The following is a 24,910-nucleotide window of genomic DNA, read 5'->3' on the forward strand; positions in this document are numbered from 1 at the left end:
CAGGGTGCGCTCCTACAGGAATAACGACCATGTCCAAGCAAGCCAACGTCATTGCACCCTCCATCCTTTCCGCCGATTTCGCCCGGCTCGGTGAGGACACCGCCAAGGCGCTGGCCGCTGGAGCGGACTGGGTCCATTTCGATGTGATGGATAACCATTACGTGCCCAACCTCACCATGGGCCCGATGGTGCTCAAGGCCCTGCGCGACTACGGCATCACCGCGCCGATCGACGTGCACCTGATGGTGAAGCCGGTGGACCGCATCGTCCCGGACTTCGCCAAGGCCGGCGCCAGCCTGATCAGCTTTCATCCTGAGGCGAGCGAGCATGTCGATCGCACCATCGGCCTGATCAAGGATTCCGGTTGCCAGGCGGGCCTGGTGTTCAATCCGGCCACGCCGCTGGGCTGGTTGGACTACGTGATGGACAAGCTCGACCTGATCCTGCTGATGTCGGTCAACCCGGGCTTTGGTGGGCAGAAATTCATTCCCACGGCGCTGGACAAGCTGCGAGAGGTGCGCCGCCGCATCGACGAGAGTGGTCGCGCCATCCGGCTGGAAATCGACGGCGGCGTGACGGCAGCCAATATTGGCGAGATTGCAGCCGCTGGTGCGGATACCTTCGTAGCCGGTTCCGCCATCTTCAACGCGCCCGACTATCGCAGCGTGATCGAGACGATGCGCCAGAACCTGGCCGCTGTTAGCCCGTAACGGGTCGCGCCCGGCTGGCGTGGTTTCTTCGAGACAAGAAAAATCCCGGCGCAAACCGCGCCGGGATAAGTATCGTCGGAACGACGTTTGAGGAGACCACACGGTGGAACGCAAATCCACGGCAAGAATTCGTGACCACCGCAAGGTCTGACCGGGTTTGTTCGATTTGGTTCCCCTGTCCCGCGATTCCGCCGGACTGGCCTCTAAAAAGACCCCCGCCGGAGCGGGGGAGGAACGTAGCCCAGGGGGTAGGACGAAACGCTTAAAGCGGCTGCCAGCCAGGATCCGCTTCATCGGCCCCGGCGGCGGGCGCGCTTCCCTGCGCACCAGCCGCCTGCAAGCCTTCCACGGCTACTGATAGGCAAGGATCGTTCAGGTCGTCGGCGTTCATGCCTGCGCTTCTCAATGCAGGCTCATGACCAGCCCGAGCAGCAGCGCGCCCAGCGCCAGCACCACCCGTAGCGGCTCGAAACCCTGTAGTTCGGCGTTGGGATCGACGGGTGGCTGGCCGGTGGGGCGCATGTTTCAGGACTCCTGCGTAGATGGCTCCATTCGGCTACCGGCCTGAGCAGCCCAGAAGGCCCTGAAGTGGCAGGATGCGGGCAAGATCGGGCCGGAACCTGACGATGGCTTGGGATGTGCCTGGCGCCCCGGCTGCAACATGGCCGTGTGCCGACCACACATGGCGAATTGCTGGCAGATGGCGTTGCCGGCTTGCGTGGCCGGCCCGCACCCTTCACGCTGCGCGCCATCGTCATGTTGGAGCAAGCCATGGGCCGCAGTATCGCCATCGTCGAAGACGAGCCGCTGATCCGCGCAAACTACGTTGAAGCCCTGAACCGCTTCGGCTACGAGACGCGTGGCTACGGTTCGCGGCAGGAGGCCTCCAGTGCCTTTGGGATGCGCTTGCCCGAGTTGGTCATCATCGATATCGGACTGGGCGACGAGCCGGAAGGCGGCTTTGACCTGTGCCGCGAGCTGCGCGCGAAATCGTCCACGCTGCCGATTATCTTCCTCACGGCACGCGATTCGGACTTCGACGTGATCTCCGGCCTGCGCCTGGGTGCCGACGATTACCTCAGCAAGGACACCAGCCTGCACCAGCTGGCGGCACGCATCGCGGCGCTATTCCGTCGCATCGAGTCGCTGAAGGTGCCGACGTCCAGCGAGACGGTGATCGAGCACGGCCCGCTCAAGCTGGAATCGGAGCGCATGCGCATCACCTGGAATGGCGAGGAGATTCCACTCACCGTCACCGAGTTCTGGATGGTGCATACGCTGGTGCGCTTCCCCGGTCACGTGAAGAATCGCGACCAGCTGATGCGCGAGGCCGAACTGGTGGTGGACGACGCCACCATCACCTCGCACATCAAGCGCATACGCAAGAAGTTCATTGCCGTGGCGCCGGAGTTCGACGCCATCGAGACCGTGCATGGCGTGGGTTACAGGTGGAAGCCGTAATGAAGTATTTGCTGGGTTTGATGTGTCTGTTGCTGTTGACAGGTACGACGCACGCCGCGGGTGCCGTTAACGACAAGGCAGTGATGGCGTATGGCCAGTTGGATGGCGCAGCGACGGGTTGGTCCATCCATACCGAGCTGCCTGACGGCTGGAAGCAGGATTGCTGCGTGTATGCGAAAGCCATCGGCGTGAACCTGGTGCTGTACAAGGGCGACTGGACTGGCGAGCCGGATCGCGTGATGGTGTTGAACGTATGGCCGGCCAAACTGGCAACGCTCGATGCCGAGCTGCAGGAGGATCGCAAGCACTACCTGCAGCTTGATCCGGCCGGCAAGGTCAGTGCGTTTCCCCTGGCCCATGCCGGCATGCCCTGCCAGGGCGTGCTCTACCAGGGCAACGATCACAAGGACGACGCCGTGGTGTTCTGCGATCCTGGCAAGGCCAGCGGCATTCGGCTGAGCTGGTCGATGACGATGGCGCACGATGACGCGATCGGGCAGGACCTGCTCTCGCTGTTCAAGCGCGTCGTGGAACAGTCGCGCTACATGGCCTATCAGCCGCCGAAGGATGCCAAAGACAAGGCTGCGCAGCATTAAGCCGGCGCGTTCCGCTTTCGGTATCGTCGCGCCATGACCCTGCGCCGCAAACTGCTGCTCGTCGCCCTGTGCACCCTGGCGCTGCCAGTGGCGGGCTGGTTGTACGTGCGGCAAATGGAAACGCTGTTGCGCGAAGGCCAGGCACAGGCGCTTACCGCGTCGGCGCGCGCGATGGCGCGCAGCCTGGTCGTTACCGATGCCCCGTTGCCGCCTGCCGAATCCGGCTGGTACGTGCAACAGGCCGTCAATCCGATCACGGTGGACGGCTATGGCGATGACTGGGCGCCGCTGACGCCATGGAGCCAGCCGCTGGACAAGCGCGGCAAGCTGCTGCTGGCCGAGGATGCCGACTGGCTTTATCTCTACGCTGACGTGCGCAGTGCGCATCGCACCCGCGCCGACGCTGGCGATCCCAATGCCTTGATGGCCGATCATCTGGTGCTGAGCCTCGGCAAGGGCGACCAGTCGCGCCGCTACCTGCTGGCGAGCGCGGCACCGGGGCAGTTGACGGCGCGGCCGCTCGATCCCGCCGTGGCCGGCTTGCCTGAGCTGATCACGGCGCAGTGGCAGGAAGACGGTAGCGGTTACCACGTGGAGTTGCGCCTGCCGCGCAGTCTGGCGCTCGACCAGCTGGGACTGTCCGTTTACGACGCGGCCACGGGTGGCGATCCGCAGGCGGTGCAGAATCGGCCATTGGTGGCGTATTCGCCGGTGCTTTCCAAGGAGCTTTCGCAACTCGCGCTCGACGGTGTGCAGGCGCGCGTGCTGGCGCCGCAAGGTTGGTTGCTGGCGCAGACCGGGCATCTCAGCACGCCAGCGGCCGCGCCGGGCGATCAGCCGGGCTGGTTTGCCGCGCTGGTGTATCGCTCGCTGTTGGCTGACCAGGTGGGAGAGGCCGAGCCCTGGACACAGGACGTGCCGCGACTTGACGCCACCGAGGTACAGAAAGCCAGCAAGGGCACGCCCGCCACGGTGTGGCGACAAGGTGAGGCGCGCGGCAGTGTCGTCTTGGCGGCTGCGGTGCCGATCGAGCGTGACGACCAGGTGCGCGGCGTGCTGCTACTGGAGCAGTCCAGTCGTGCGGTGCCGCTGCTGGCCAATCGTGCGCTGCTGGGTCTGCTGTTGACCAGCTTCAGCGTGCTGCTGGTAGCGGGTGCGATCCTGTTGATTTTCGCCACCCGCCTGAGCCTTCGGCTGGGTCGATTGCGCGATGCGGCCGAGCGTGCGCAATTGAATGATGGACGTCTGGAAGGCCCTTTCCCGATGACTGGTGCCGAGGACGAGATCGGCGACCTGGCCCGCAGCTTCGAGCGACTATTCGACGTGGTAGGTGGCTATACGGATTACCTGCGCACGCTGGCGTCCAAGCTGTCGCATGAGTTGAACACGCCGTTGGCGATCGTGAAGTCTTCACTGGACAATCTCGAGCACACCTTGCAGGCGCAGCATGCCATGCCCCCCGACGCGCAGCCTTACCTGGTGCGTGCACGCGATGGCGTGGCGCGGCTGGGCGCGCTGGTGCGGGCCATGAGCGAGGCGAGCCGGATGGAGCGGGCGATTGCCGCCGCCGAGCCGGAGGATGTCGACCTGGTCGAAGTCGTGCGTGGTTGCAGCGAAGCCTACCGCCCGTTGGCCGGTACGCGACGACTTGAGTGTGTGCTTCCCGATGGCCACCTGTACCTCCACTGCGCGCCGGAGCTGATCGCGCAGGCCTTGGACAAGCTGTTCGACAACGCGTTGTCGTTCACGCCGGAAGGTGGCTGGCTGCGCCTGAGCTTGCGCGCGCAGGGAGATGGCGCGGAGATCGAGCTGGCGAACCAGGGACAGCCCTTGCCGGCAGCGATGCACGGGCGCTTGTTCGACTCACTGGTCAGCCTGCGCGACAAGGCCACGCCGGGCGATGCGCCGCATCTGGGGCTGGGGCTTTACGTCGTGCGTCTGGTCGCCGAGCGACACGGTGGCGTGGCGATAGCGCGCAATCTCGATGATGGCGCTGGCGTGGCGTTCTCTCTGCAATTGCATGGCATGCCACGCCAGCGCTTGTAGCAGCGGCTACTTCAGCTCCTCCAAGGTCCACCCACCCGCACCAGGCAACACGGCAATTTGCCGAATAGTGGTGGCGGCACAGTCGTCCGGTTTGCGCGTGCATTGGGCGAGGGTGATGCGCAGGTGTTGGTCGTCGATCAGGTCGAAGGCCGTAAGCTGGGTTGTGGCAGGACTGGCAGCCGCTTCCAACGCGGTGCCGATGAAGACGCCATTGCGGAATACGTAAAGCTGTAGCGCGCTCGGCTGGCACTGGTCGTTTACCGCTACGGCGGCTTCGGCAACATAGGTGTCGCCTTTGCGCTGCGCTCGCCCGGTGAGCATGCGCTGACCGGTGAGCAGGAAGCGGTCCTCGTCGTTCTTTGGCGCGGCAGCCTGGGCCTTGCACTGCGTTGGCGACTCCGCCGCCTGCGCGCGATCACTTGGCGCCATCGGCTTCAGCGGCCGGGCGATATAGGGGCGCGCCACCGACGCGGCCACCGCTGTGGGTTGTTCCATCCACAGGAATAGCGCCGTTGCACTCAGCATCAACGCTGCCACCGCATACACCCGCCCCCGCAAAAGTGGGCGGCGATAAAGGAAGAGCAGGGCACCGAGCGCGATCAACGTGGTAACGGGTGCCAAAGAGCGCCAGAACATCGCAAGCAGACCGAGCAGGGCAGCCGCCACGGCAACGCGGGAAAGCGGGCCCTTGGCAGGAAGCGGCTCACTCGGTGGAGAGGGCGGCAGTGACGAAGGCTCATCCCGCTGCGGGTCGAGCGCAGGTAGAGGAGGAGGCAGCTGGCGGGAGGTTTCTGTTGCCGTTACCTGGGTGAACTCTTCTGGCGCCTCGGCGGTCGCGGCTAGCGGGGGCGGCAGCTGTGCTTCGATGGCGACGGGCTGCCAGGCAAACCATTGCTGTCCCCCGTCGTGGCACCACTGGTCGCCAGGCTCGGCATAGCGGGGCAGCGCGGCCTCAGGAATCGGGCCGCGCACTTGCTGCTCGCGTCGCAGCCAGACCAGCGCCTCGCTATCGGGCAGGGACTCGGCCTCCGCGCCCAGGGCGCGTAGCTGGGCCACCTGGGCTTTGGCGGCGGCGGAGTCAAGGCCGCGGCGGATGATCAGTGGCGCGCGCTCGAACACGCGTTCGCGAAATCCACTCATCTCCATGCCGAAGGCGGCGGCCAGGCGCGCGTGCACGGTGGTGGGGTCCTGCCCATGGAGCAGGCGGCCGGAAAGTACCAGGCAACGGTGGTCCATATCCTTCGATTTCCCCTGCGGCGCCGCAACGTGCGCCGATCTGGCAAGGGTAGGTGGGTGACGCCGGGCGGACAAGCCACCGTGCAGACTTCGGTTCGGCGCGGTGCTGCCCCTACAATGGCCATTCAAGCTTGGCCATCCGGACCCCCACGTGATCTCCCGAGAAGAATTCGACGCACTGGCAACGCAGGGTCATACCCGTATTCCGCTGGTGCGAGAGGTGTTTTCTGACCTCGATACGCCGTTGTCGGTCTACCTGAAACTGGCCGACGGCCCGTATACCTTCCTGTTCGAATCGGTCGAGGGCGGCGCTACGTGGGGACGCTATTCCATCATCGGCCTGCCGGCGAAGCGTGTTTACCGGCTGCGTGGGCATGAGCTGGAAGTGGAAGATGCCGGCGAAGTGACCGAGCGTCGCCACGTGGAAGATCCGCTGGGCGAGATCGAGAAGCTCCGCCAGCAATACGATGTGCCGCGCCTGCCGCAGCTGCCGGCGTTCAGCGGCGGCCTGGTCGGCTATTTCGGTTTCGAGACGATCGGCTATATCGAACCGCGCCTGGCGCGCTGGGATCGCGCCGATGAGTTGGATACGCCCGATGTGTTGCTGATGCTCGCCGAGGAAGTGGCGGTCTTCGACAATCTCAAGGGGCGCTTGTACCTGATCGTGCACGCCGACCCTTCCCAGCCCCACGCCTATGCCGAAGGGCAGCGTCGTCTGGACGCGCTGGTCTATCGCTTGCGCCAGAGTGGCGTGTCCTATCCCCAGCTCAACCAGTCGACGGCGCTGGACGAGAGCGATTTCAAGTCCTCGTTCACCAAGGAGGAGTTCGAGGCCATGGTGGAGCGCGCGAAGGAATACATCCGCGCGGGCGATATTTTCCAGGTGGTGCCGTCGCAGCGCTTGAGCGTGGGTTTCAATGCACGTCCCGTCGATGTTTATCGCGCGCTGCGTGCGTTGAATCCCTCGCCGTATATGTACTTCGTCGATCTCGGCGCCACGCAGATCGTGGGTTCATCGCCGGAAATCCTGGCGCGCTTGAAGGACGGCAAGGTGGTGGTGCGTCCGCTCGCCGGCACGCGCAAGCGTGGTGCCACGGAGGAAGAGGACCAGGCCCTCGAAGCCGAGCTGCTGGCCGATCCGAAGGAGCGCGCCGAGCACGTCATGCTGATTGATCTTGGCCGCAACGATATCGGCCGCATCAGCGAGACCGGCAGCGTGGAAGTCAGCGAGTCCTTCGCGGTCGAGCGCTATTCGCACGTGATGCACATCGTCTCGCAGGTGCAGGGCAAGGTGCGTCCCGGTGTCGGTTATATGGATGTGCTCAAGGCCACCTTCCCGGCAGGTACGCTCAGCGGGGCGCCGAAGATTCGCGCGCTGGAAATCATCCAGGAACTGGAGCCGTACAAGCGCAACATCTATGCCGGCGCGATCGGCTGGATCGGCTGGTGGGGTGATGCGGATACGGCCATCGCCATCCGCACGGCCGTGATCCAGGGCGGGCGCCTGCATGTGCAGGCCGGTGCCGGCATCGTCTATGACTCCGACCCCGCATCCGAGTGGGAGGAGACCATGAACAAGGGTCGCGCACTGTTCCGCGCCGTGGCGCAGGCAGCGCAGGGGCTGTGAGCATGCGTCGTCACGCGGTGCTGCCTTGTGTGCTGGGGCTGACCGGCAGCTTGCTCGTCACTCCCGTGCCCGCGAGTGCACCCGATGCGCCCACGATCTGGCGTGGCGACTTCACCTCTCGCGTGGAAGTGCTGGCGCTGTTGCAGTCGCTCAACGCCGATCTATTGAGTCACTCAAGCGCCACGCTGACCTTGGAGCGCTGGTGCGGGTCGCATCATTTGGCAGCCGAAGCCAAGGTGGTGGCCGAGCGCGTCCGCGGCGTGGACAAGCCGCTGCCGGAAGACGCACGCGAGCAGCTTGGCATTGGTGCGGACGAATCCGTGCGCTACCGTCGCGTACTGCTCGCTTGCGGCGGCCATGTGCTTTCCGAAGCCGACAACTGGTACGTACCGGGTCGACTCACTGACGCGATGAATCACGAGCTCGACACCACCGACACGCCGTTCGGCAAGGTGGTGCAGCCGCTGCACTTTCGCCGGCAGACCTTGTCCGCCGACCTGTTGTGGTCACCGTTGCCACAAGGCTGGGAGACTGGCGCGCCGTTGCCGCCATCGCCCACCGATGTGCTGGAGATGCCGCATTTCGTGCTCCAGCACCGTGCGGTGTTGTACGACCAGGCAAACCGCCCTTTCAGCCTGGTAATGGAGAGTTACACCTCGAACCTGCTGGCCTTTCCGCCGGTAACCCCGGGCAATCGTCCTTAACCCAGGCAAGCGCTCGCTTCGAAAGGTCGCGGAGCGCGCGATCCGTGCCAGCACGTGAAGAGTTCTCAGATTTCTCCGATAGTCCAAGTGGGTGGTGACGTCTAACCTTCTAGGCACTGGGCCCGCTTTTTGATCGGCAGGCTCAGCCCGATGGGGAAAGGAAGCCCGCATGGCTGTCACGCTTATCGAATACACCGTGTCCAGGCACGAGCGTCATGGCTGGATCATTCGGCGCAATGGTCTCCCGCTATGCCGGCGGCAGAAACTGTTACTAGCCGTGAGCTTCGCCACGCATCTGGCCGAACGGGAGTCGATCCTGTTGTCAGGGGCGGCACGAATTTCGATTGGGCAAATTGACGTTTAAGCGGAAGCCTTGGGGCCGTACCCGTCAAGCGTCCCGTCAGCCGCCGCGGCTCATTGCACCGGCACGTCGTAGATCGTGTCCGTCGCGGGTCCCGGCGTCAGCGTGTAGTGCCACCATTCCATGGCGTAATTGCGAAAGCCCTGGTGCGCCATCGCGTCGCGGAGCAGGGCGCGATTCGCGTGCTGGGCGGGCGTGGCTTGCGGCGAATCCGTATTCGCCAGCGGGCCGAAGAAATCAAAGCCCGTGCCCATGTCCAGCGGAGCGCAATGCGTATCGCTGGCATTGCATTGGAGCAGGGTCAGGTCCGCGGTAGCGCCACGGCTGTGCCCCGACACGGGGGCGATGTAGTCGCCGAGCAATTTGCTCTTGTCCAGATCGGGGTAATGCGCGGCCTTGGTATGCTGGTCGGACAGGTCGGACGCCCAGCGCACGAAATGCTGTACCGCGCGTGCCGGTCGGTAGCAGTCGAACAACTGCAGCCGCAGATGGCGCGGGCGCAAGTCATGCTCGACGCGGGCGAGTGCTTCAGCGGCGGGTCGCAGCAGGAAACATTTCGGTGCGAGATAGCCGTCAACCGGCGTGCCCACGAAGTTGTCGCTGCCGGCGTACTTGATGTCCTCGGCGATGTCAGGCACCAGTTGGCGGATATCGACCAGGCCTGCCTCATCGGCCGTTTTGGCCGTCGAGAGTACCGGCGTCGCGTCCGCCATCGCATGGTTGGCCAGCAACATGCCGGTCAAGGCCGTGCAAATCCACAGAAATCTGCGCACGCCAATGCGGTCAGCTAGTCGCATGCGTTGAATCGGCGCGTTTGATTGCCAGTTTCCATCGGTCCTTGCCATGCTGCTGCCACCTGCCAGTACGAACGTGAAGGCGCCGCCTGGAGCACTGGACACTTTCACGCCGCCTCCCGTTCGTGTGGTGGAGGGCATCGTACAGGCTTGGCGTTGCACGTAGCGCATGGTGGCACGGTGTAGCGGACAAGGAGCAGCATCCGATACGGCGGAGCGATATCCTGCGCATCAGGTTCGCCCGTTTTTGCGCCCGCTCTTGGCTAGTCGTAAGGGATACTCATGCGATTGCTTCATGCTGCAACATGGCTTCTCGCCGCTTCCCTGGTTGTCTCACCGGCGCGGGCATACAACGGAGGTGGCCAGCTTCCGGTGCCACCCTCGGGCGTCATCGGCATAGACAGCGAAACCATGCTTACCCCGGACTTCTGGATTCATCAGCTCGCCGAACCTGATCGCGTGCTGCTCGGCGCGGACGCTATCGCGTCTCAGAATGCGCAGTTGTTCCAGGTTGATCCGTCCATGCGCGATCTGCGGACGCTGCCGGCGGCACTGATGCGCGATCAGGTCGTGGCATGGATCAAGAACATCTCCGAGCTGCCCAAGCAACCGCTGTACGACGAGAAGGGCGAGCGCGTTCCCGCTGACCTGCTCCAGCAAGTCAGCGACGGGCTCGCACTCGATGGCGTGCCGATGGAGCAACACACGCGCTACGGGCTGGTGCTGCATCGTGCCGCCTTGCGTAGCTTTCCGACCGACTTGCGGGTGTTCACCTCCGCAGACGACAGCGACATAGACCGTTTCCAGGAGACGGCCGAGTTTCCCGGTACGCCGGTGGTCATTGCGCATGAGAGCAGCGATGGCCAATGGTTGTTCGTGCTAAGCCCGCGTTATGCGGCGTGGACGCGCAAGGACAATATCGCCGAGGGTTCCGCCGAACAGGTCTTCGGCTATGCGGGACGGCGACCACGGCGCGTGGTAACGGGCCCTCAGGTGGTGACGGTCTATTCACCCGAGCAGCCGGGCGTGTCGCAATTGCAGCTCGATATGGGGGTTGCCGTACCCGTCATGGCCGATCATCCCGCCGACCAGCCAGTCAATGGCGAGTCGCCATATACCTCGCATGTGATCGAACTGCCGATACGGACGGCCAGCGGCATGCTTGGCTTCTCGCCTGCGCTGATCCAGCGCCATGCCGATACCGCCGCTGATTATCTGCCGCTCACCGAAGCCAACATCCTGCATCAGGCCTTCAAGTTCCTCGGTGAGCGCTATGGCTGGGGGCATGCCTACGACGGACGGGATTGCAGCGGTTTCGTGGCGGACGTCTATCGCAGCATGGGCGTGCAGATGCCGCGAGATACCAGCAGGCAGGCCGTCAGTCCGGCGCTGACGCATCAGGTCTTTACCAGCAAGGATCGCCACGACGTCCGCATGAAGGCGGTCAACGCATTGCAGGTAGGCGACCTGGTCTACATACCGGGTCACGTGATGATGGTGATTGGCCGGCGCGGGGGAGAACCGTACGTCATCCATGACACCACGGGTATCAGTTACCGCGATGACGGTGGTGCGTTGCGCGAGGTCAAGCTCAATGCGGTGTCGGTAACGCCCCTGCTGCCGCTCATGCTGGATAGCAAGCACTCTTATGTGGACAGCATGACAAGCATCGTGCGTGTCCGTCCCTGAGCGACCGGGGCCTACCCATCTCGAAAGTATTGAGGCAGGCTGGTGGCATCGATTCCTCTTCCTTCCGATGCGACCTCACATGCCTCACACCCATCGCCGTTGCGGCTTCCGTCGACTCCTGGCTTGCGCCATCGCGATCGTTGCGCTCGTCAGCAGCACCATCGTTCCGGCGGCCGATGGCAACGCAGGCTGGCGCGATTCGCGCCAGATGGTGCTGGTCGTGATTCCCGACTGGAACACGGATCACGGCGTGTTACGCACGTACCAACGCACAGGCGATACGTGGCATCAGGTTGCCAGCGCGAAGCCCGTAACCATCGGGCACGCGGGTGCTGCGTGGGGTCTGGGTCTCAACGATGCTCAGGCGGAGGGTCCGCAAAAACAGGAGGGCGATGGTCGCAGCGCCGCTGGCGTGTATCGCATCGGCGAAGCGTTCGGTTATGCATCGAAGACCGATACGCAACTGCCGTATCGCGCACTGCAAGTGTCCGACTACTGCATGGATGTGAGTGGTTCGCCTTACTACAACCGGATCGTCGATACGCGCCAGGTGGGCGAGCAGGCCGTGGCCGGTTCCAGCGAGCCGATGCGGCGTGACCTGCATCTCAACGGCGACCAGCTCTACAGGGTGGGCTTCGTCATCGAACACAACCCCCAAGGGCGCGAAAAGGCAGGCAGCTGTATCTTTGCGCATGTGTGGAAATCGCCCACGGACGCCACCGCCGGCTGCACCGCGATGCCGGAGTCCGTGATGCGCCAGCTGCTGGCGTGGCTGAAGCCGGAGGATCACCCGGTCTTCGTGCTTTTGCCGCAAAACGAGTACGCGCGTTTGCAGTCGGCATGGCATCTGCCTGCGCTGGATCATCAACCCTGAGAGTGCCGCCAAAGGCATCGCATGCTGCAGCGCGGCGCCGCTTTGAGCACAATGCACTTCCTGCCACCGCATAGCCGCGCTCGGGCGGTTCTCCGTGCGGCGCCAAAGCACCTCGCTTTGCGGTTAATTGTTGCGCTTAATCAATGAGTTGGCCCTTCTATGCTGCTGATGATCGATAACTACGACAGCTTCACCTTCAACCTCGTGCAATACCTGGGCGAGTTGGGACAGGAGGTGAAAGTGGTGCGTAACGACGCGCTGGACGTGGCCGGCATCCGCGCGCTGCGGCCCACCCACATCATGATTTCGCCGGGGCCTGGTACGCCGGACGATTCAGGCGTGTCGCTGGGCGTGCTGAGCGAATTGGCCGGGGAGATCCCGGTGTTCGGCGTATGCCTGGGGCACCAGGCGATTGGCCAGGTCTTCGGCGGCAAGGTGATCCGCGCCAAGCAGATCATGCATGGCAAGACCTCGCCAGTACGCCATCGCGGCAAGGGCGTGTTCGCCGGTTTGCCCGATCCGTTCGAGGCCACGCGCTATCACTCGCTGGTGGTGGAGCAAAGCTCGCTGCCCGATTGCCTTGAAGTCACCGCGTGGACGGAAAATCCCGATGGGTCGATCGACGAAATCATGGGCCTGCGCCACAAGACGTTGAATGTCGAGGGCGTGCAGTTCCATCCGGAGTCGATCCTGACCCAGTACGGTCATGACTTGCTGCGCAATTTCCTCGGCCTTCCGCTGAAGCTGGCCGCATGAACGACACGTCCACCACACAGTCCATAGGACGCCGCGTGACGATTACGCCGCAAGAGGCCTTGCAGCGCACGATCGAGCATCGCGAGATCTTCCATGACGAGATGATCGAGTTGATGCGTCAGATCATGCGCGGAGAGGTGAGCCCGCTGATGACCGCAGCCATCATCACTGGCCTGCGCGTGAAGAAGGAGACCGTGGGCGAGATCACCGGCGCGGCGCGCGTGATGCGTGAGCTGTCGACCAAGGTGGAACTGCCGGCGCACGAACATTTCATCGATATCGTCGGCACCGGCGGTGATGGTGCATCGAGCTTCAATATCTCCACGACATCCATGTTCGTGGCCGCTGCGGCTGGCGCGCGCATCGCCAAGCATGGTGGTCGCAGCGTCTCGTCCAAGTCGGGCAGCGCGGACGTCCTCGAAGCGCTAGGCGCGGCGATCGACCTGGCGCCGGCGCAAGTGGCGCAATGCATGCATGAAACCGGCATCGGCTTCATGTTCGCGCCCAATCATCATCCCGCGATGAAGGTGGTGGCGCCGGTGCGCAGGGAAATGGGCGTGCGCACGCTGTTCAACATCCTTGGGCCGCTGACGAATCCGGCGGGTGCGCCCAACATCCTTATGGGGGTGTTCCACCCGGACCTGGTGGGCATCCAGGTGCGCGTATTGCAGGCACTCGGCGCGAAACATGCACTAGTTGTGTGGGGACGCGACGGCATGGACGAGATTTCGCTGGGTGCGGCGACGCTGGTGGGCGAGCTGCGCGACGGCGAAGTGCGTGAATACGAGGTGGAGCCGGAGGATTTCGGCCTTGCCATGGCGTCCAGCCGCAACTTGCGGGTGGAGAATGCGCAGGAGTCGCGCGCTATGCTGCTGGAGGCATTGGAAGGCCGCAGCGGCGTGCCGCACGATATCGTTTGTCTCAATGCGGGTGCTGCGCTTTACGCTGCCAATGTGGTGGATTCCATTGCGGCCGGCATCGAGCTGGCCCGTGCAACCATCGCCAGTGGCGCCGCCCGTGCGAAAATGGATGCCTTCGTGGCAACGACACGGCGTCTTGCGGATCAGCACTGACGCTCTTGCCACGTTTTTCACGCAATGACCGATTACGCTGCCGACATGACCGACATCCTCCAACGTATTTTGACGCGCAAGACCGAAGAGGTCGCCGAGCGCAGTGCCAAGCTCCCCTTGATCGAGCTGTCCTCGCGCGTGGTGGATCTTCCAGAAACGCGCGGCTTTGCTGCGGCTATCGAGGCCAAGATCGACGCTGGCCTGCCGGCCGTGATCGCTGAGGTGAAGCGTGCAAGTCCGAGTAAGGGCGTGATCCGCCCCGATTTCGATCCCGCCGCCATTGCACGCAGCTACGAAGCGGGCGGTGCAGCCTGTCTTTCGGTGCTGACCGATCGCGACTTTTTCCACGGTTGCGAGGATTTCCTGCAGCAGGCGCGTGCGGCCTGTTCGCTGCCGGTGCTGCGTAAGGACTTCGTGATCGATCCGTATCAGGTGTATGAGGCGCGCGTGATCGGCGCCGACTGCATCCTGCTGATCGTCGCCGCGCTCAGCGATGGCGCCCTGCTGGAATTGGCGATGCTCGCAGCCGAGCTCGACATGGACGTATTGTGCGAAGTGCACGATGCCGAAGAGCTCGAGCGTGCACTGGCCTTGCCCGTGCCGCTGATCGGCGTCAACAACCGCAATCTGCGCACCTTCCACACCTCGCTCGAGACATCGCTGGAGCTGCAACAGTTGATGGAGTACGACCGCATCCTGGTCAGCGAGTCGGGTATTCATACGCCCGACGACGTGACCCTGCTGCGTGATGCCGGCGTCAACGCGTTCCTGGTCGGCGAGGCGTTCATGCGTGCGGGTGATCCGGGCAGCGAGCTCAAGCGCCTATTCGACGGCAAGTAAGTGATGGCGACAGTAGAAAAAGAGTTCATGCCGGATGCTGCGGAGGTGGCCTCGTCCGCACCGCGCACGGTGCTGTTCGATTTCGATGGCGTACTGATTCACGGCGACGCGTTTTCCTTGTTCATGCGCGAGTGCTACGAGCGCTCTTTGCTGCGCAAGCTGGCCGCCGTGTTGGCCTTGCCGTGGATCGCCCTGGTGCTGCCGTTTTCGCGCAAGCATGCGGCGCGTTTGGTGGTCCACGTCGGCTTGCTGGGTTTGAACGAGCGACGCTACCAGGTGGCGGCGCAGGCGTTCGCTGCCAGCCTGGTGCGGCGTCCGCGCCAGTTCAGCCGCGACGGCTTGCTTGCCTTGCGCCGTCATCAGGCCGAGGGTGACCGTGTCATCGTGGTGACGGGCTGTGAGCACGTGTTGGTCAGCCATATCCTCGATCAGCTCGGACTGAGCGGCATCGAAGTGCTGGCTTCGCAACTGCGCCCTGGCATCCTGGGCATGCGCGTGAAGCTGCACAACCTGGGGCGGCGAAAACTTGTCCAACTGGGCGCGATCGGCGTGAAAGAGTGGCATGTCGCCTACAGCGATTCGCTGGTGGACGTGCCGATGCTCAAGCCGGCCGGCCAGGCGGTGCTGGTCAATGGCACGCCGAAGCTGTGCAAGAAGATGGAAAAGGCGCTGGGGCGCACCATCACCCGGGTGGACTGGTTCTAACCCGGGCCTGACGTTCGACAGGGTTGCATGAAAGGGTTTCAGGGAATTACGTTAGTGCTAACGCAATTGTCTGATGGGTCTTTTCATGTACCTCGCATCGCTCGGTGAACTGGCGCTTGGCAGTCGGCTCAAGGCGCTCAGCGACCATTTCTATGCGGCAGCCGACGAGGTCTATCGCAGCTGCGGCGTATCCATCGAATCACGCTGGTTTCCGCTCCTGCGCTACCTGTGGGAGAACGGTGCGACCACGGTCAGCGATGTCGCCATGGCCATTGGCCAGACCCATTCCGCCGTGAGCCAACTCGCCGACAAGCTGGTGCGCGCTGGCCTGGTGAAGCGGCGCAAGGATGCCCGGGACGGCCGGCGCAGCCTGCTGGTGCTGACAGAAAAGGGGCGTGGCGCGCTGACCTCGCTCGGCCCTGTCTGGGTTGCGATCAGGCGCGGAGCGATGGCTTCGCTGGGTCAGGATGGCCTGACCTTGCTGGCCGCGCTGGCGGCCTGCGAAAAGGCTTTGCAGGAACGCCCCGTGGTGGCGTCCATACTGGCCGAGCATGCCGCGCTCAGCACAGCCGAGCTGGAGATCATCTCCTTCGAGCCGGCCCTGAAGGAGCACTTCTATCGCCTCAACGCAGCGTGGTTGGAGCGGTATTTCCGCTTGGAAGATATCGATCGCGTCGTGCTCGGCGACCCCGAGCGCTACGTACTGAAGCCCGGCGGCGCGATCTTCTTCGCCCGGCTGCGCGGTGAAGTCATTGGCACCTGCGCGCTGTTGCACGAATCGCCAGGCGTCTATGAGCTGTCGAAGATGGGTGTGGATGAATCATTCCGCGGCCTTGGGGCCGGGCGGCGCTTGCTGGATGCGGCCATCGCCGAATTCCATCGGCGCAAGGGCAGGGAGCTGTTCCTGGAGTCCAACAGCCGCCTGAAGACCGCACTGCGCATGTACCAACAGGCGGGCTTCGTCATGCAGCCGTCCGTACGGCCCGGCTCGCACTACGAGCGGGCCGACGTTTACATGGTCTACGAGAAGAAGCCCCCGAGGCCGCACCCGCTGGTGCGGGGTGCGGCGAAACGAACCAGGCTCAGCCGTTAGCGGGTGCCGCGCACCACGATGGTCTTGCCCGCCACGTCGATCATGCGTTGCTCTTCGAGCTGCTTGAGCACGCGGCCGACCATTTCGCGGGAGCAGCCCACGATACGGCTTACTTCCTGGCGCGAGATGCGGATCTGCGTGCCTTCCGGGTGGGTCATGGCATCCGGCTCCTGGCACAGGTCCAGCAGCGTTCTGGAAATGCGGTTAGTCACGTCCATGAACGCCATGCGGCTGACCTGGCGCGAGGTGCGCAGCAGACGATTGGTGAGTTGGGCACCAATGGCGAACAGGATCTTCGGACACTCCTCGCGCAGCGGGCCTTCCATCAGCTGGAACAGGCGTTCGTAGCTGATCTCGGCCATTTCGCAGGCGGTACGCGTGCGCACCATCGACTCGCGCTGCGCCTGTTCCACGAACAAGCCCATCTCGCCGATGAATTGGCCGCGGCTCAGGTAGGCGAGGATCAGTTCGCGGCCCTGCTCGTCCTCGGTACACACGGCGAGCGAGCCGTCGATGATGTAATACAAGGTGTTGGCCGGATCGCCCGGACGGATGATGGCGGTCTTGCCTGGGTAACGGCGCCGGTGGCAAAGGGCCAGAAAACGCTCCATGGATGCCGGGTCCGGTGCAAAGTTCGCTGGCGCCTGGGAACGTTCAAAAGCCTGTTGTAGCTGATATTTAAGTTGCGCCACGATGTGTCCCGTAGATTATGGTCCGAGGCCCGCGAGCGGCCACCGGGGTGTCCAATCCATCCCCCTCCGGGCATTATGGCAAACTAACTTGACCTGCCGAAGGTTCAGTTTTTCTTTTTTTTGCCGCATACTTCACGGTCTTTCGGACGCGATCCCCTTGTCGCGCTCCGGTCACAAGGGTCGTGGAAGCTTCAGGCTTTCGCGTCGAATTATCCAGCGGGGACCCTTGTCGCTAACCCGCCTCTGCTGCTGGCCGCACATTCCGGCCATGGAGAGCCCGTTGTGGTGAAACCACTTCCCCGCCTGCGCTTGCAGGGTTTCAACAACCTGACCAAAGCGCTGAGCTTTAACATCTACGACATTTGCTATGCAGTGTCTGAAGAACAGCGCCAACGCTACATCGAATACATCGATGAGCAGTACGACGCTGACCGCCTTACCCAGATCCTGACGGATGTGGCCGAGATCATTGGTGCCAACATCCTGAACATCGCACGCCAGGATTACGATCCGCAAGGTGCATCGGTCACCATCCTCATCTCCGAGGAGCCGGTGGTCGAAAAGCTTGGCCGCGACACCATTTCCGGTGCCGTGGTGGCGCATATGGACAAGAGCCACATCACTGTCCATACGTACCCGGAAACGCATCCGCACAACGGCATTGCGACGTTCCGCGCGGACATCGACGTGGCCACCTGTGGCGTCATCTCCCCGCTGAAGGCGCTGAACTACCTGATCGACAGCTTCGAATCGGATATCGTCATCGCCGACTACCGAGTGCGTGGCTTTACCCGCGACGTGAAGGGCAAGAAGCACTTCATCGATCACAAGATCAACTCCGTACAGGACTACCTGGCTAAGCACATTCGCCAGAAGTACGAGATGTTCGACGTGAACGTGTATCAGGAAAACATGTTCCATACGAAGATGCACATCAAGGATTTTGACCTTGATACGTATTTGTTCGAGGCGCATGCCGACGATCTCTCCTTCAAGGAGCGCCAGCGCATCGAGTCGCTGCTGCGCCGCGAGATCGAGGAACTGTTCCACGGCCGCAACCTGATGTGACCGATCTGGCGCAAGCCACAAAAAAACCCGCCGGAAGGCGGGTTTTTTCTGTGAGGTTGGAAAGGCTGGGATCCAGTGCCTTCAAACCCGATACGCCACCGCCTTCATCACCATCGAACTCAGGTGCATAAGCCCGGGAATCGGGAACGGCAGGTCGATGCCGCCGCGGACCTTGGCGTCATGCGCATGGCGCACTTCATCGGCCTGCATCTGCGTGAGGATCGCGCGCGAACGCTCGTCCTGGGGCGGCAGCTTGTCCAGGTGCTCTTCCAGGTGCGCTTCCACCTGGCGCTCCGTCTCGACCACGAAGCCCAGGCTCACCGGATCACCCGCCAGTGCGGCGGCGGCTCCGATCACATAGCTGCCTGCGTACCACAGTGGGTTGAGCAAGCTGGGGCGACTGTCCAGTTCCTTCAGGCGCTCTGCGCACCAGGCCAGATGGTCGGTTTCCTCACTAGCCGCGTGTTGCAGGTGCTCGCGGTTTTCCTCGCTGCGCGCCAGGGCAGCCTGGCCGTCATACAGCGCCTGGGCGCAAACCTCGCCGGTGTGGTTGATGCGCATCAGCCCGGCGGCGTGGCGACGCTCGGAGTCATCCATGTCGGACTCGTCGAAGGCCTCGGCCGGTGACGCGCGTCCGGCTTCTGGCGAGCCGGCCACCGTTTCCAGGGCGCGTTCGATGCCGGCCAGCAGACGGTCGAGCGGGGAGAGCGTGCGTGCGTTCATGGCAATGCCTCTACGAAATCAATTGCTGTGCGAGCAAGGTCAACGGATGCAGGTGCGGCCACTGGCGACCGCTTTGGTCCATACCCGCAGCCAAATGAAGGCGGCAACCGATATTGGACGATAACAACTGCTGTGGCGCCAGGCTGGCGATCTGTTCGAGCGTATCGTCGCGCAGGCGCGCGGCGCGCTGCGGAAACTCAAGCATGTGCGAACCGGCGGCGCCACAGCAGTGCGGTGGACGTGGCACCAGCTTCACTTCCAGCTCCGGCACTTGGCGCAGCAGGCCAAGCAAGGCCGATTCGCTGCGTGCCACGTTGACCTGCGTGCAAGGCAAGTGCAGGGCAATACGTCGGGCCAGGGGATGAAAGCGCAACTGATCCGCGCGCTCGGAAAGCAAGGTGACTGGGTCCGCTACCGTGACGCCGGGCAGGGCGCGTCTTAGTGTGCCCAGGCAACCCGGCGTGATCGATACCAGTGATTGGGCTCCCGCTGCCTGCCACGCGTCGCGTACTCGTTGGGCGGCGTGCTCGGCGCCCTTTGCTTCGCCGCCGTGCAAATCGATGGCGCCACAGCAGAATGCGGGCAGCAGGGAAACTCGATAGCCCGCCGCGCGCAGTAGTGTGATGGCGGCCTGCTGGGCTTGGGCATCCTCGACGCTGGCAACGCAACCTGGAAACAGCGCGACGCCTGGTTGCGCCGACGGAGCGTCGGCCGGAGAGGTTGGCAGTGCAGCCTCGTTCGACCCATCCGGCAGCGTCTCCAGCGAGGCGCGCCAGGCCGATGCGGGCGGCAGTCGTTCCGCAAGGCGCCGTTTCCAGCGAGCGAGCCCGAGCATGCCGGCGAGACGGCTGGCGAACTGCCATAAGGCGGGTCGCTTGATGAGTGCCAGTAGCAGTCGTGGTCGGCCCGGTGCAGGCCCCAGCAGGGCGCGCGTTTCCACCAGCAGCTCGCCATACTGCACGTTGGCCGGGCACACCCGTTCGCAGTTCAGGCAACCCAGGCAATGATCCAGGTGTTCCCGCAGCGAGGCCGTGGGTTCCACCTCGCCCCGCGCCAGCGCAGCCGCGATGGCAATGCGGCCCCGCGGCGACTCCGCTTCGTTGCCGTCCAGGGCGTAGGTGGGGCATGCCGGCAGGCAAAGTCCACACTGAACGCACTGGTCGGCCAACGAGGCAATGCGTAGGGGGGGCTTTTCATCAGGCATGCCGGTCATGCTATCATCGCCAGCTCGCAGCCCGCCGGTCGGTGGGCTTGCGCGATTGATGAAAACTCCGTTATCATCTCGCGCCTTTGTTCCACCGATTACGTGTACCGCCCTGGTGGCGGCAGACTAGGTATTCTGAAATGAAAACGTTCAGCGCCAAGCCGGAAAGCGTCAAGCGCGATTGGTTCGTGATTGATGCTACGGACAAGACGCTCGGTCGTCTGTCGACCGAGATCGCCCGCCGTCTGCGCGGCAAGCATAAGCCCGAGTTCACTCCTCACGTCGACACTGGCGATTATATCGTCGTGGTCAACGCGGAGAAGGTTGCCGTGACTGGCGCCAAGCTGGACGACAAGATGTACCACCGCTTCACCGGCTACGTCGGCAACCTGAAGACCATGAGTCTCAAGGACCTGCTGGCCACGCATCCGGAGCGCGTCATCGAAATCGCCGTGAAGGGCATGCTGCCGAAGAATCCGCTCGGCCGCGCGATGTACCGCAAGCTCAAGGTGTACGGCGGTGCCGAACATCCGCATACCGCACAGCAGCCGCAGGCGCTGGAACTCTAAGGAACCATCATGGCGATCCAGCAAAATTACGGCACCGGCCGCCGCAAGACCTCCGCCGCCCGCGTGTTCCTGCGCAAGGGCAAGGGCGAGATCATCGTCAACGGCAAGAGCCTCGAGCAGTTCTTTGGTCGCGAGACCTCGTGCATGATCGTGCGCCAGCCGCTCGAACTGATCCAGGCCAGCGACAAGTTCGACGTCAACGTCACCGTTGCCGGCGGCGGCATCACCGGCCAGGCCGGTGCGATCCGTCTCGGTATCGCCCGTGCGCTGATCGAGTACGACGAAACCCTGAAGCCGCAGCTCCGCAAGGCTGGCTTCGTGACCCGCGACGCCCGCGAGGTCGAGCGCAAGAAGGTCGGTCTGCATAAGGCCCGCCGCGCTACCCAGTTCTCGAAGCGCTAATCACGCTTCGACGGTACGGTGCATCAAGTCAGAGCGCACCGCTCCGCCGGGTTTTGGGAGATCGTCTAACGGTAGGACAACGGACTCTGACTCCGTTTATCTAGGTTCGAATCCTAGTCTCCCAGCCAAAATAAAAGGCCCGCCTATATGGCGGGCCTTTTATTTTGGCTGGGGTACAGGAGGCAAACCTACGTTCGACGAATTTGTCAGGAACAAATTTGGACAGCGCAAAGCGCTGGCCCCGTAGCGCGGAGCGCGAAGGGGTGAGCCCCATGGATGGGGCGAACAATCCGAGGCCCGCAGGTTGAGAAGGCTCGCCCTAACGGCGGGCCTTTTATTTTGCCTGGGACACAGGAGACGAACCTACGTTCGACTTGTTGTCTGGAACTTGTTGGACAGCGCGCCAGCGCTGGCCCCGAAGCGCGCAGCGCGTAGGGGTGAGCCCCAAGGATGGGGCGAACAATCCTAGACCCGCACGTTGAGGCGGCTCGCTCTTGTTTCTGGTTCGAACCATCGCAGCAAATAGCGCGATCTTCGCAAGTTCATGTTTTTGCGAATTATTTATCCGCTGTGACGAACTTCACAAATCTCACCAAATCTCACCAAGGCTGACAGACTTCTGTCGCGCCAGGCGTAGTCTTGGCAACGCCGCACCGGTGCTCAGCCGGATTAGTCGTTGGGGAGGCGGCAGCATCTCTTACCGTTGGTCTTCAAGCACCGCCGTCCGCGCCAGGTGCGCTGGCGAGCTGCGTCTTGCTGGACCTTTCCGAAGTCATTGGGAGGAAGCGACGTGAGATTGAATACGGTATGTACGCGCGGTCAAAGGACCGCGAGAACCTTGTTGACGCTTTTGGCCGTCGGGATGGGAGCTACGTTCGCGGCACACGCCGACGCTGCCACCATCGGTCTATTGTCCAAGCCGCTCATCGCGCGCCCGGCAAACGATAACGATCGCGTGAGCGTGCCGGGCAATGTGTCGCCCTACGCGACGGCGGAGAACGATCGTGGTCTTGCGCAGGATGGTCTTTCGCTGGAGCACATGCAGTTGCTGCTCAAGCGTCCAGCCGACCGCGAGGCGGCGCTACAGAAATTCATGCAGGACCAGCAGACTCCGAGTTCGCCGAACTACCGCAAATGGCTCACCGCGGATGAATTCGGCCAGCAGTACGGCGTATCGCAGCTGGACATCGATGCGGTCACCCACTGGCTGACATCGCATGGCTTCACCGTCAACCGCGTGTATCCCAGTGGGACAATGATCGATTTCTCGGGTAATGCCGGAGCGGTGCGCCGCGCGTTCAATACCGAAATCCATCATCTGCATGTGGCCGACTCGGACCATCTCTCCAACATGAGTGATCCGCAGATTCCGGCGGCTTTCGCTTCCGTGGTCGCCGGCGTGGTCTCGCTCAACGATTTCCGCCCGCATACCAACAGCAAGCCGCGCGCGGACTACACCTTCACCAGCAGCGGCAGCACTTACCAGGCGGTGGTGCCGGCGGATCTGGCAAAGATCTACAACTTCACGCCGCTGTTCAATGCGGGCATCAATGGCGCAGGCCAGACCATCGTGCTGATCGAAGACACGAATGTGTACTCGACGGCCGACATCTCGACTTTCCGCTCGACCTTCGGCCTGCCGGCCGGCACCTTTACCCAGGTGCATCCGGACAGCTGCACCAACCCGGGCGTGCTCACCGGTAACGATGGTGAGGCCGAACTGGATGTGGAGTGGGCCGGTGCTGCGGCACCGGGTGCGACCCTGGAACTGGCCTCGTGCGCGGATACGTCGACGACGTTTGGCGGCTTGATCGCGATCCAGAACCTGATCAACGCCTCCGGCACGCCGCCGGCGATCATGAGCGTGAGCTACGGCGAGTGCGAAGCCGCCAATGGCGCCACTGCGAATGCAGCCTACATCTCCACCTATCAGCAGGCCGCTGCCGAAGGCGTCTCGGTGTATGTCTCCTCCGGTGACGAAGGTGCTGCCAGCTGCGATGCCAACCAGACGAAGGCTACCCACGGTATCGGCGTAAGCGGCTTTGCATCGACGCCATACAACGTGGCGGTGGGCGGTACGGACTTCGGCGATACCTACGCCGGCACCAACAGCACGTACTGGAGTTCCACCAACGGCTCCACCTATGGCTCGGCGTTGTCGTACATCAATGAAATCCCGTGGAATGACTCCTGCGCCAGCGTGCTGATCAGCGGCAAGAGTGGCTATAGCACGCCGTATGGCACCAGCGGCTTCTGCAACAGCGCCACGGGCAAGCAGTATTACCTCACCACGGCATCGGGCAGTGGCGGTCCCAGCGGTTGCGCCAGCGGCAAGGCGAGCACGACCGGTGTGGTGGGCGGCACCTGCGTGGGTACCGCCAAGCCGTCGTGGCAGTCGGGCTTCCTGGGCAATCCAGCCGATGGCGTGCGTGATATCCCGGACGTCTCGCTGTTCGCGGCCAATGGTGTGTGGGGTCACTACTACGTTTATTGCTACACCAACACGGCCGGCGGCGGCGTGGCCTGCACGGGCGCACCGAGTGCTTGGGCCGGTGCAGGTGGCACCTCGTTCGCATCGCCGATCATGGCGGGCATCCAGGCGCTGGTGAATCAGAAAATCGGCGCCAGCGTGGGTAACCCGAACCCGACCCTGTATTCGTTGGCCAAAACCGAATACGGCACCAGCGGCAGCACCTCGTGCAATTCCAGCAATGGCAATGGCGTGGGTAGCGGCTGCATCTTCTATGACGTCACCCAGGGCGACATGGACGTGAATTGCACGGGCACGCACAACTGCTATCGTCCTTCGGGCACGAACGGCGTGCTGTCGACTTCCAGCTCCAGCTATTCGAAGGCCTATGGCACGGGTACGGGCTGGGATTTTGCGACCGGCATCGGCACGGTCAACGCGGCCAACCTGGTCAACGCCTGGCCATAAGCGTTATTTGACGTGTTGAAGTAAAAACGCCTCCCGTTAGCGCGGGAGGCGTTTTCTTTTCCGTGCGTTGCGCGTCGCATGGCACGATCACATTTCGCGATCGCCCACCAGCACGACATCGGCCGGACGGCGTGCGAACAGGCCCACCGCGACGATGCCCGGAAGCTGGTTGAGGTCGGTTTCCAGCGCGACCGGATCGACGATCTGCCAGCCATGCACATCGATGATCCAGTTGCCGTTGTCGGTCACCACACCGTCGCGCCACACCGGCTGGCCGCCGCGCTTGACGATTTCGCGACCGATCAGGCTGCGTGCCATCGGGATCACCTCGATCGGCAGCGGAAACTTGCCGAGCAGGTCCACCTGCTTGCTCGAATCGATGATGCAGATGAACTTCTCGCTGGCCTCGGCCACGATCTTCTCGCGCGTGAGCGCAGCGCCGCCGCCCTTGATCAGCCGCTTGTGCGAATCGCACTCGTCCGCGCCATCGACGTAGAGGCTGAGCGGGCCGGCGGCATTGAGGTCGAGCACGGGAATGCCCAGGCGCTTGAGGTGTGCGGTGGACTGTTCCGAACTGGACACGGCACCCTGGATGCGGTCTTTCAGGTCGGCCAGCGCATCGATGAAGAAGGCGACGGTGGAGCCGGTGCCGACGCCGACAATGGCGCCGTCCTCGACATAGCGGATGGCGGCTTCGCCGGCCTGGCGTTTTTCGTTGGCGTTGCTCATGTCATGCGTCCCGATGAGTA

The 24,910-nt window shown here is 63.3% G+C and carries 24 protein-coding genes and 1 tRNA gene; 19 read left to right on the plus strand and 6 right to left on the minus strand.

All coding sequences use genetic code 11. The features are described 5' to 3' along the window. Positions 1–29: 29 nt before the first annotated feature. The 4 genes from rpe to OUZ30_RS02745 all read left to right on the plus strand — a co-directional run bounded on the left by rpe (position 30) and on the right by OUZ30_RS02745 (position 4,813). Positions 30–710 (plus strand): ribulose-phosphate 3-epimerase, encoded by a 681-nt coding sequence (rpe, locus tag OUZ30_RS02730; protein ID WP_266180637.1) that lies wholly within the window; start codon positions 30–32, stop codon positions 708–710. A 771-nt stretch (positions 711–1,481) separates the two neighbouring features. Then, a complete protein-coding gene (gene pdsR / locus OUZ30_RS02735) occupies positions 1,482–2,171 on the plus strand; it encodes a proteobacterial dedicated sortase system response regulator (RefSeq protein WP_283255943.1) in 690 nt (229 codons plus the stop codon). Then, positions 2,171–2,767, plus strand: a complete 597-nt coding sequence (locus OUZ30_RS02740) for a hypothetical protein (RefSeq protein ID WP_266180639.1) — start codon at positions 2,171–2,173, stop codon at positions 2,765–2,767. The genes pdsR and OUZ30_RS02740 overlap by 1 nt, the downstream gene beginning before the upstream one ends. 33 nt (positions 2,768–2,800) lie before the next feature. Further along, positions 2,801–4,813, plus strand: a complete 2,013-nt coding sequence (locus tag OUZ30_RS02745; RefSeq protein ID WP_266180641.1) for an ATP-binding protein — start codon at positions 2,801–2,803, stop codon at positions 4,811–4,813. A gap of 6 nt (positions 4,814–4,819) precedes the next feature. Here the strand turns inward: OUZ30_RS02745 and OUZ30_RS02750 are convergent, their stop codons facing one another. After that, on the minus strand, positions 4,820–6,049 hold the full coding sequence (locus tag OUZ30_RS02750; RefSeq protein ID WP_266180642.1) for a hypothetical protein: 1,230 nt from the start codon (positions 6,047–6,049) through the stop codon (positions 4,820–4,822). Positions 6,050–6,200: 151 nt separating this feature from the next. Here OUZ30_RS02750 and trpE point away from each other — a divergent pair, with 151 nt between their 5' ends. The 3 genes from trpE to OUZ30_RS02765 all read left to right on the plus strand — a co-directional run bounded on the left by trpE (position 6,201) and on the right by OUZ30_RS02765 (position 8,744). Beyond that, the gene (trpE, locus tag OUZ30_RS02755; protein WP_266180643.1) at positions 6,201–7,676 is read left to right on the plus strand and encodes an anthranilate synthase component I; all 1,476 of its coding nucleotides are present in this window, start codon (positions 6,201–6,203) and stop codon (positions 7,674–7,676) included. Between the two features lie 2 nt (positions 7,677–7,678). Continuing rightward, positions 7,679–8,380 (plus strand): hypothetical protein, encoded by a 702-nt coding sequence (locus OUZ30_RS02760; RefSeq protein WP_266180644.1) that lies wholly within the window; start codon positions 7,679–7,681, stop codon positions 8,378–8,380. A gap of 169 nt (positions 8,381–8,549) precedes the next feature. Further along, positions 8,550–8,744, plus strand: a complete 195-nt coding sequence (locus OUZ30_RS02765; protein WP_266180645.1) for a hypothetical protein — start codon at positions 8,550–8,552, stop codon at positions 8,742–8,744. A gap of 50 nt (positions 8,745–8,794) precedes the next feature. Here OUZ30_RS02765 and OUZ30_RS02770 read toward each other — a convergent pair whose 3' ends face one another. Beyond that, on the minus strand, positions 8,795–9,475 hold the full coding sequence (locus OUZ30_RS02770) for a M15 family metallopeptidase (RefSeq protein ID WP_425601506.1): 681 nt from the start codon (positions 9,473–9,475) through the stop codon (positions 8,795–8,797). 342 nt (positions 9,476–9,817) lie between these two features. Here OUZ30_RS02770 and OUZ30_RS02775 point away from each other — a divergent pair, with 342 nt between their 5' ends. From OUZ30_RS02775 to OUZ30_RS02805, 7 genes are all read left to right on the plus strand, one after another. Next, positions 9,818–11,224 carry a C40 family peptidase gene (locus OUZ30_RS02775; protein ID WP_266180646.1) on the plus strand — a complete coding sequence of 469 codons (1,407 nt, stop codon included), beginning with the start codon at positions 9,818–9,820 and terminating at the stop codon, positions 11,222–11,224. A 79-nt stretch (positions 11,225–11,303) separates the two neighbouring features. After that, positions 11,304–12,098 carry a L,D-transpeptidase family protein gene (locus OUZ30_RS02780; protein WP_425601471.1) on the plus strand — a complete coding sequence of 265 codons (795 nt, stop codon included), beginning with the start codon at positions 11,304–11,306 and terminating at the stop codon, positions 12,096–12,098. Between the two features lie 159 nt (positions 12,099–12,257). After that, the gene (locus OUZ30_RS02785) at positions 12,258–12,854 is read left to right on the plus strand and encodes an anthranilate synthase component II (RefSeq protein WP_266180647.1); all 597 of its coding nucleotides are present in this window, start codon (positions 12,258–12,260) and stop codon (positions 12,852–12,854) included. Beyond that, positions 12,851–13,927 carry an anthranilate phosphoribosyltransferase gene (gene trpD / locus OUZ30_RS02790; RefSeq protein ID WP_266180648.1) on the plus strand — a complete coding sequence of 359 codons (1,077 nt, stop codon included), beginning with the start codon at positions 12,851–12,853 and terminating at the stop codon, positions 13,925–13,927. Before OUZ30_RS02785 ends, trpD begins: the two co-directional genes overlap by 4 nt. Positions 13,928–13,972: 45 nt before the next feature. Further along, the gene (gene trpC, locus OUZ30_RS02795; protein WP_266180649.1) at positions 13,973–14,767 is read left to right on the plus strand and encodes an indole-3-glycerol phosphate synthase TrpC; all 795 of its coding nucleotides are present in this window, start codon (positions 13,973–13,975) and stop codon (positions 14,765–14,767) included. A 3-nt stretch (positions 14,768–14,770) separates the two neighbouring features. Continuing rightward, complete coding sequence (locus tag OUZ30_RS02800) at positions 14,771–15,472, plus strand: HAD family hydrolase (RefSeq protein WP_266180651.1); 702 nt, start codon at positions 14,771–14,773, stop codon at positions 15,470–15,472. Positions 15,473–15,545: 73 nt separating this feature from the next. Then, positions 15,546–16,565 carry a bifunctional helix-turn-helix transcriptional regulator/GNAT family N-acetyltransferase gene (locus OUZ30_RS02805; RefSeq protein ID WP_266180652.1) on the plus strand — a complete coding sequence of 340 codons (1,020 nt, stop codon included), beginning with the start codon at positions 15,546–15,548 and terminating at the stop codon, positions 16,563–16,565. Here the strand turns inward: OUZ30_RS02805 and crp are convergent. Next, complete coding sequence (gene crp / locus OUZ30_RS02810) at positions 16,562–17,176, minus strand: cAMP-activated global transcriptional regulator CRP (RefSeq protein WP_266180653.1); 615 nt, start codon at positions 17,174–17,176, stop codon at positions 16,562–16,564. The two genes, OUZ30_RS02805 and crp, sit on opposite strands and share 4 nt — an antisense overlap. A gap of 363 nt (positions 17,177–17,539) precedes the next feature. Here crp and speD point away from each other — a divergent pair, with 363 nt between their 5' ends. Next, a complete protein-coding gene (gene speD, locus OUZ30_RS02815; protein ID WP_026633844.1) occupies positions 17,540–18,325 on the plus strand; it encodes an adenosylmethionine decarboxylase in 786 nt (261 codons plus the stop codon). Between the two features lie 81 nt (positions 18,326–18,406). On the opposite strand, the gene coq7 is transcribed toward speD, so the two are convergent. Next, a complete protein-coding gene (coq7, locus tag OUZ30_RS02820; protein WP_266180654.1) occupies positions 18,407–19,048 on the minus strand; it encodes a 2-polyprenyl-3-methyl-6-methoxy-1,4-benzoquinone monooxygenase in 642 nt (213 codons plus the stop codon). A gap of 10 nt (positions 19,049–19,058) precedes the next feature. Further along, on the minus strand, positions 19,059–20,261 hold the full coding sequence (locus tag OUZ30_RS02825; protein WP_266180655.1) for a (Fe-S)-binding protein: 1,203 nt from the start codon (positions 20,259–20,261) through the stop codon (positions 19,059–19,061). A 131-nt stretch (positions 20,262–20,392) separates the two neighbouring features. Between OUZ30_RS02825 and rplM the strand changes: the two genes are divergently transcribed. The 4 genes from rplM to OUZ30_RS02845 all read left to right on the plus strand — a co-directional run bounded on the left by rplM (position 20,393) and on the right by OUZ30_RS02845 (position 24,161). Continuing rightward, positions 20,393–20,821, plus strand: coding sequence for a 50S ribosomal protein L13 (rplM, locus tag OUZ30_RS02830; protein ID WP_046972628.1), 429 nt, complete (start codon positions 20,393–20,395; stop codon positions 20,819–20,821). A gap of 9 nt (positions 20,822–20,830) precedes the next feature. Continuing rightward, positions 20,831–21,223 carry a 30S ribosomal protein S9 gene (rpsI, locus tag OUZ30_RS02835; RefSeq protein WP_266152260.1) on the plus strand — a complete coding sequence of 131 codons (393 nt, stop codon included), beginning with the start codon at positions 20,831–20,833 and terminating at the stop codon, positions 21,221–21,223. A 54-nt stretch (positions 21,224–21,277) separates the two neighbouring features. Beyond that, positions 21,278–21,351: transfer RNA gene (locus tag OUZ30_RS02840), tRNA-Gln, on the plus strand. A 734-nt stretch (positions 21,352–22,085) separates the two neighbouring features. Further along, a complete protein-coding gene (locus OUZ30_RS02845; protein ID WP_266180656.1) occupies positions 22,086–24,161 on the plus strand; it encodes a S53 family peptidase in 2,076 nt (691 codons plus the stop codon). 87 nt (positions 24,162–24,248) lie between these two features. Here the strand turns inward: OUZ30_RS02845 and rpiA are convergent, their stop codons facing one another. Further along, complete coding sequence (rpiA, locus tag OUZ30_RS02850; RefSeq protein ID WP_266180657.1) at positions 24,249–24,890, minus strand: ribose-5-phosphate isomerase RpiA; 642 nt, start codon at positions 24,888–24,890, stop codon at positions 24,249–24,251. Between the last annotated feature and the right edge of the window lie 20 nt (positions 24,891–24,910).

Origin of the sequence: Dyella humicola, from assembly GCF_026283945.1 — a bacterium.
Lineage (GTDB): Bacteria > Pseudomonadota > Gammaproteobacteria > Xanthomonadales > Rhodanobacteraceae > Dyella > Dyella humicola.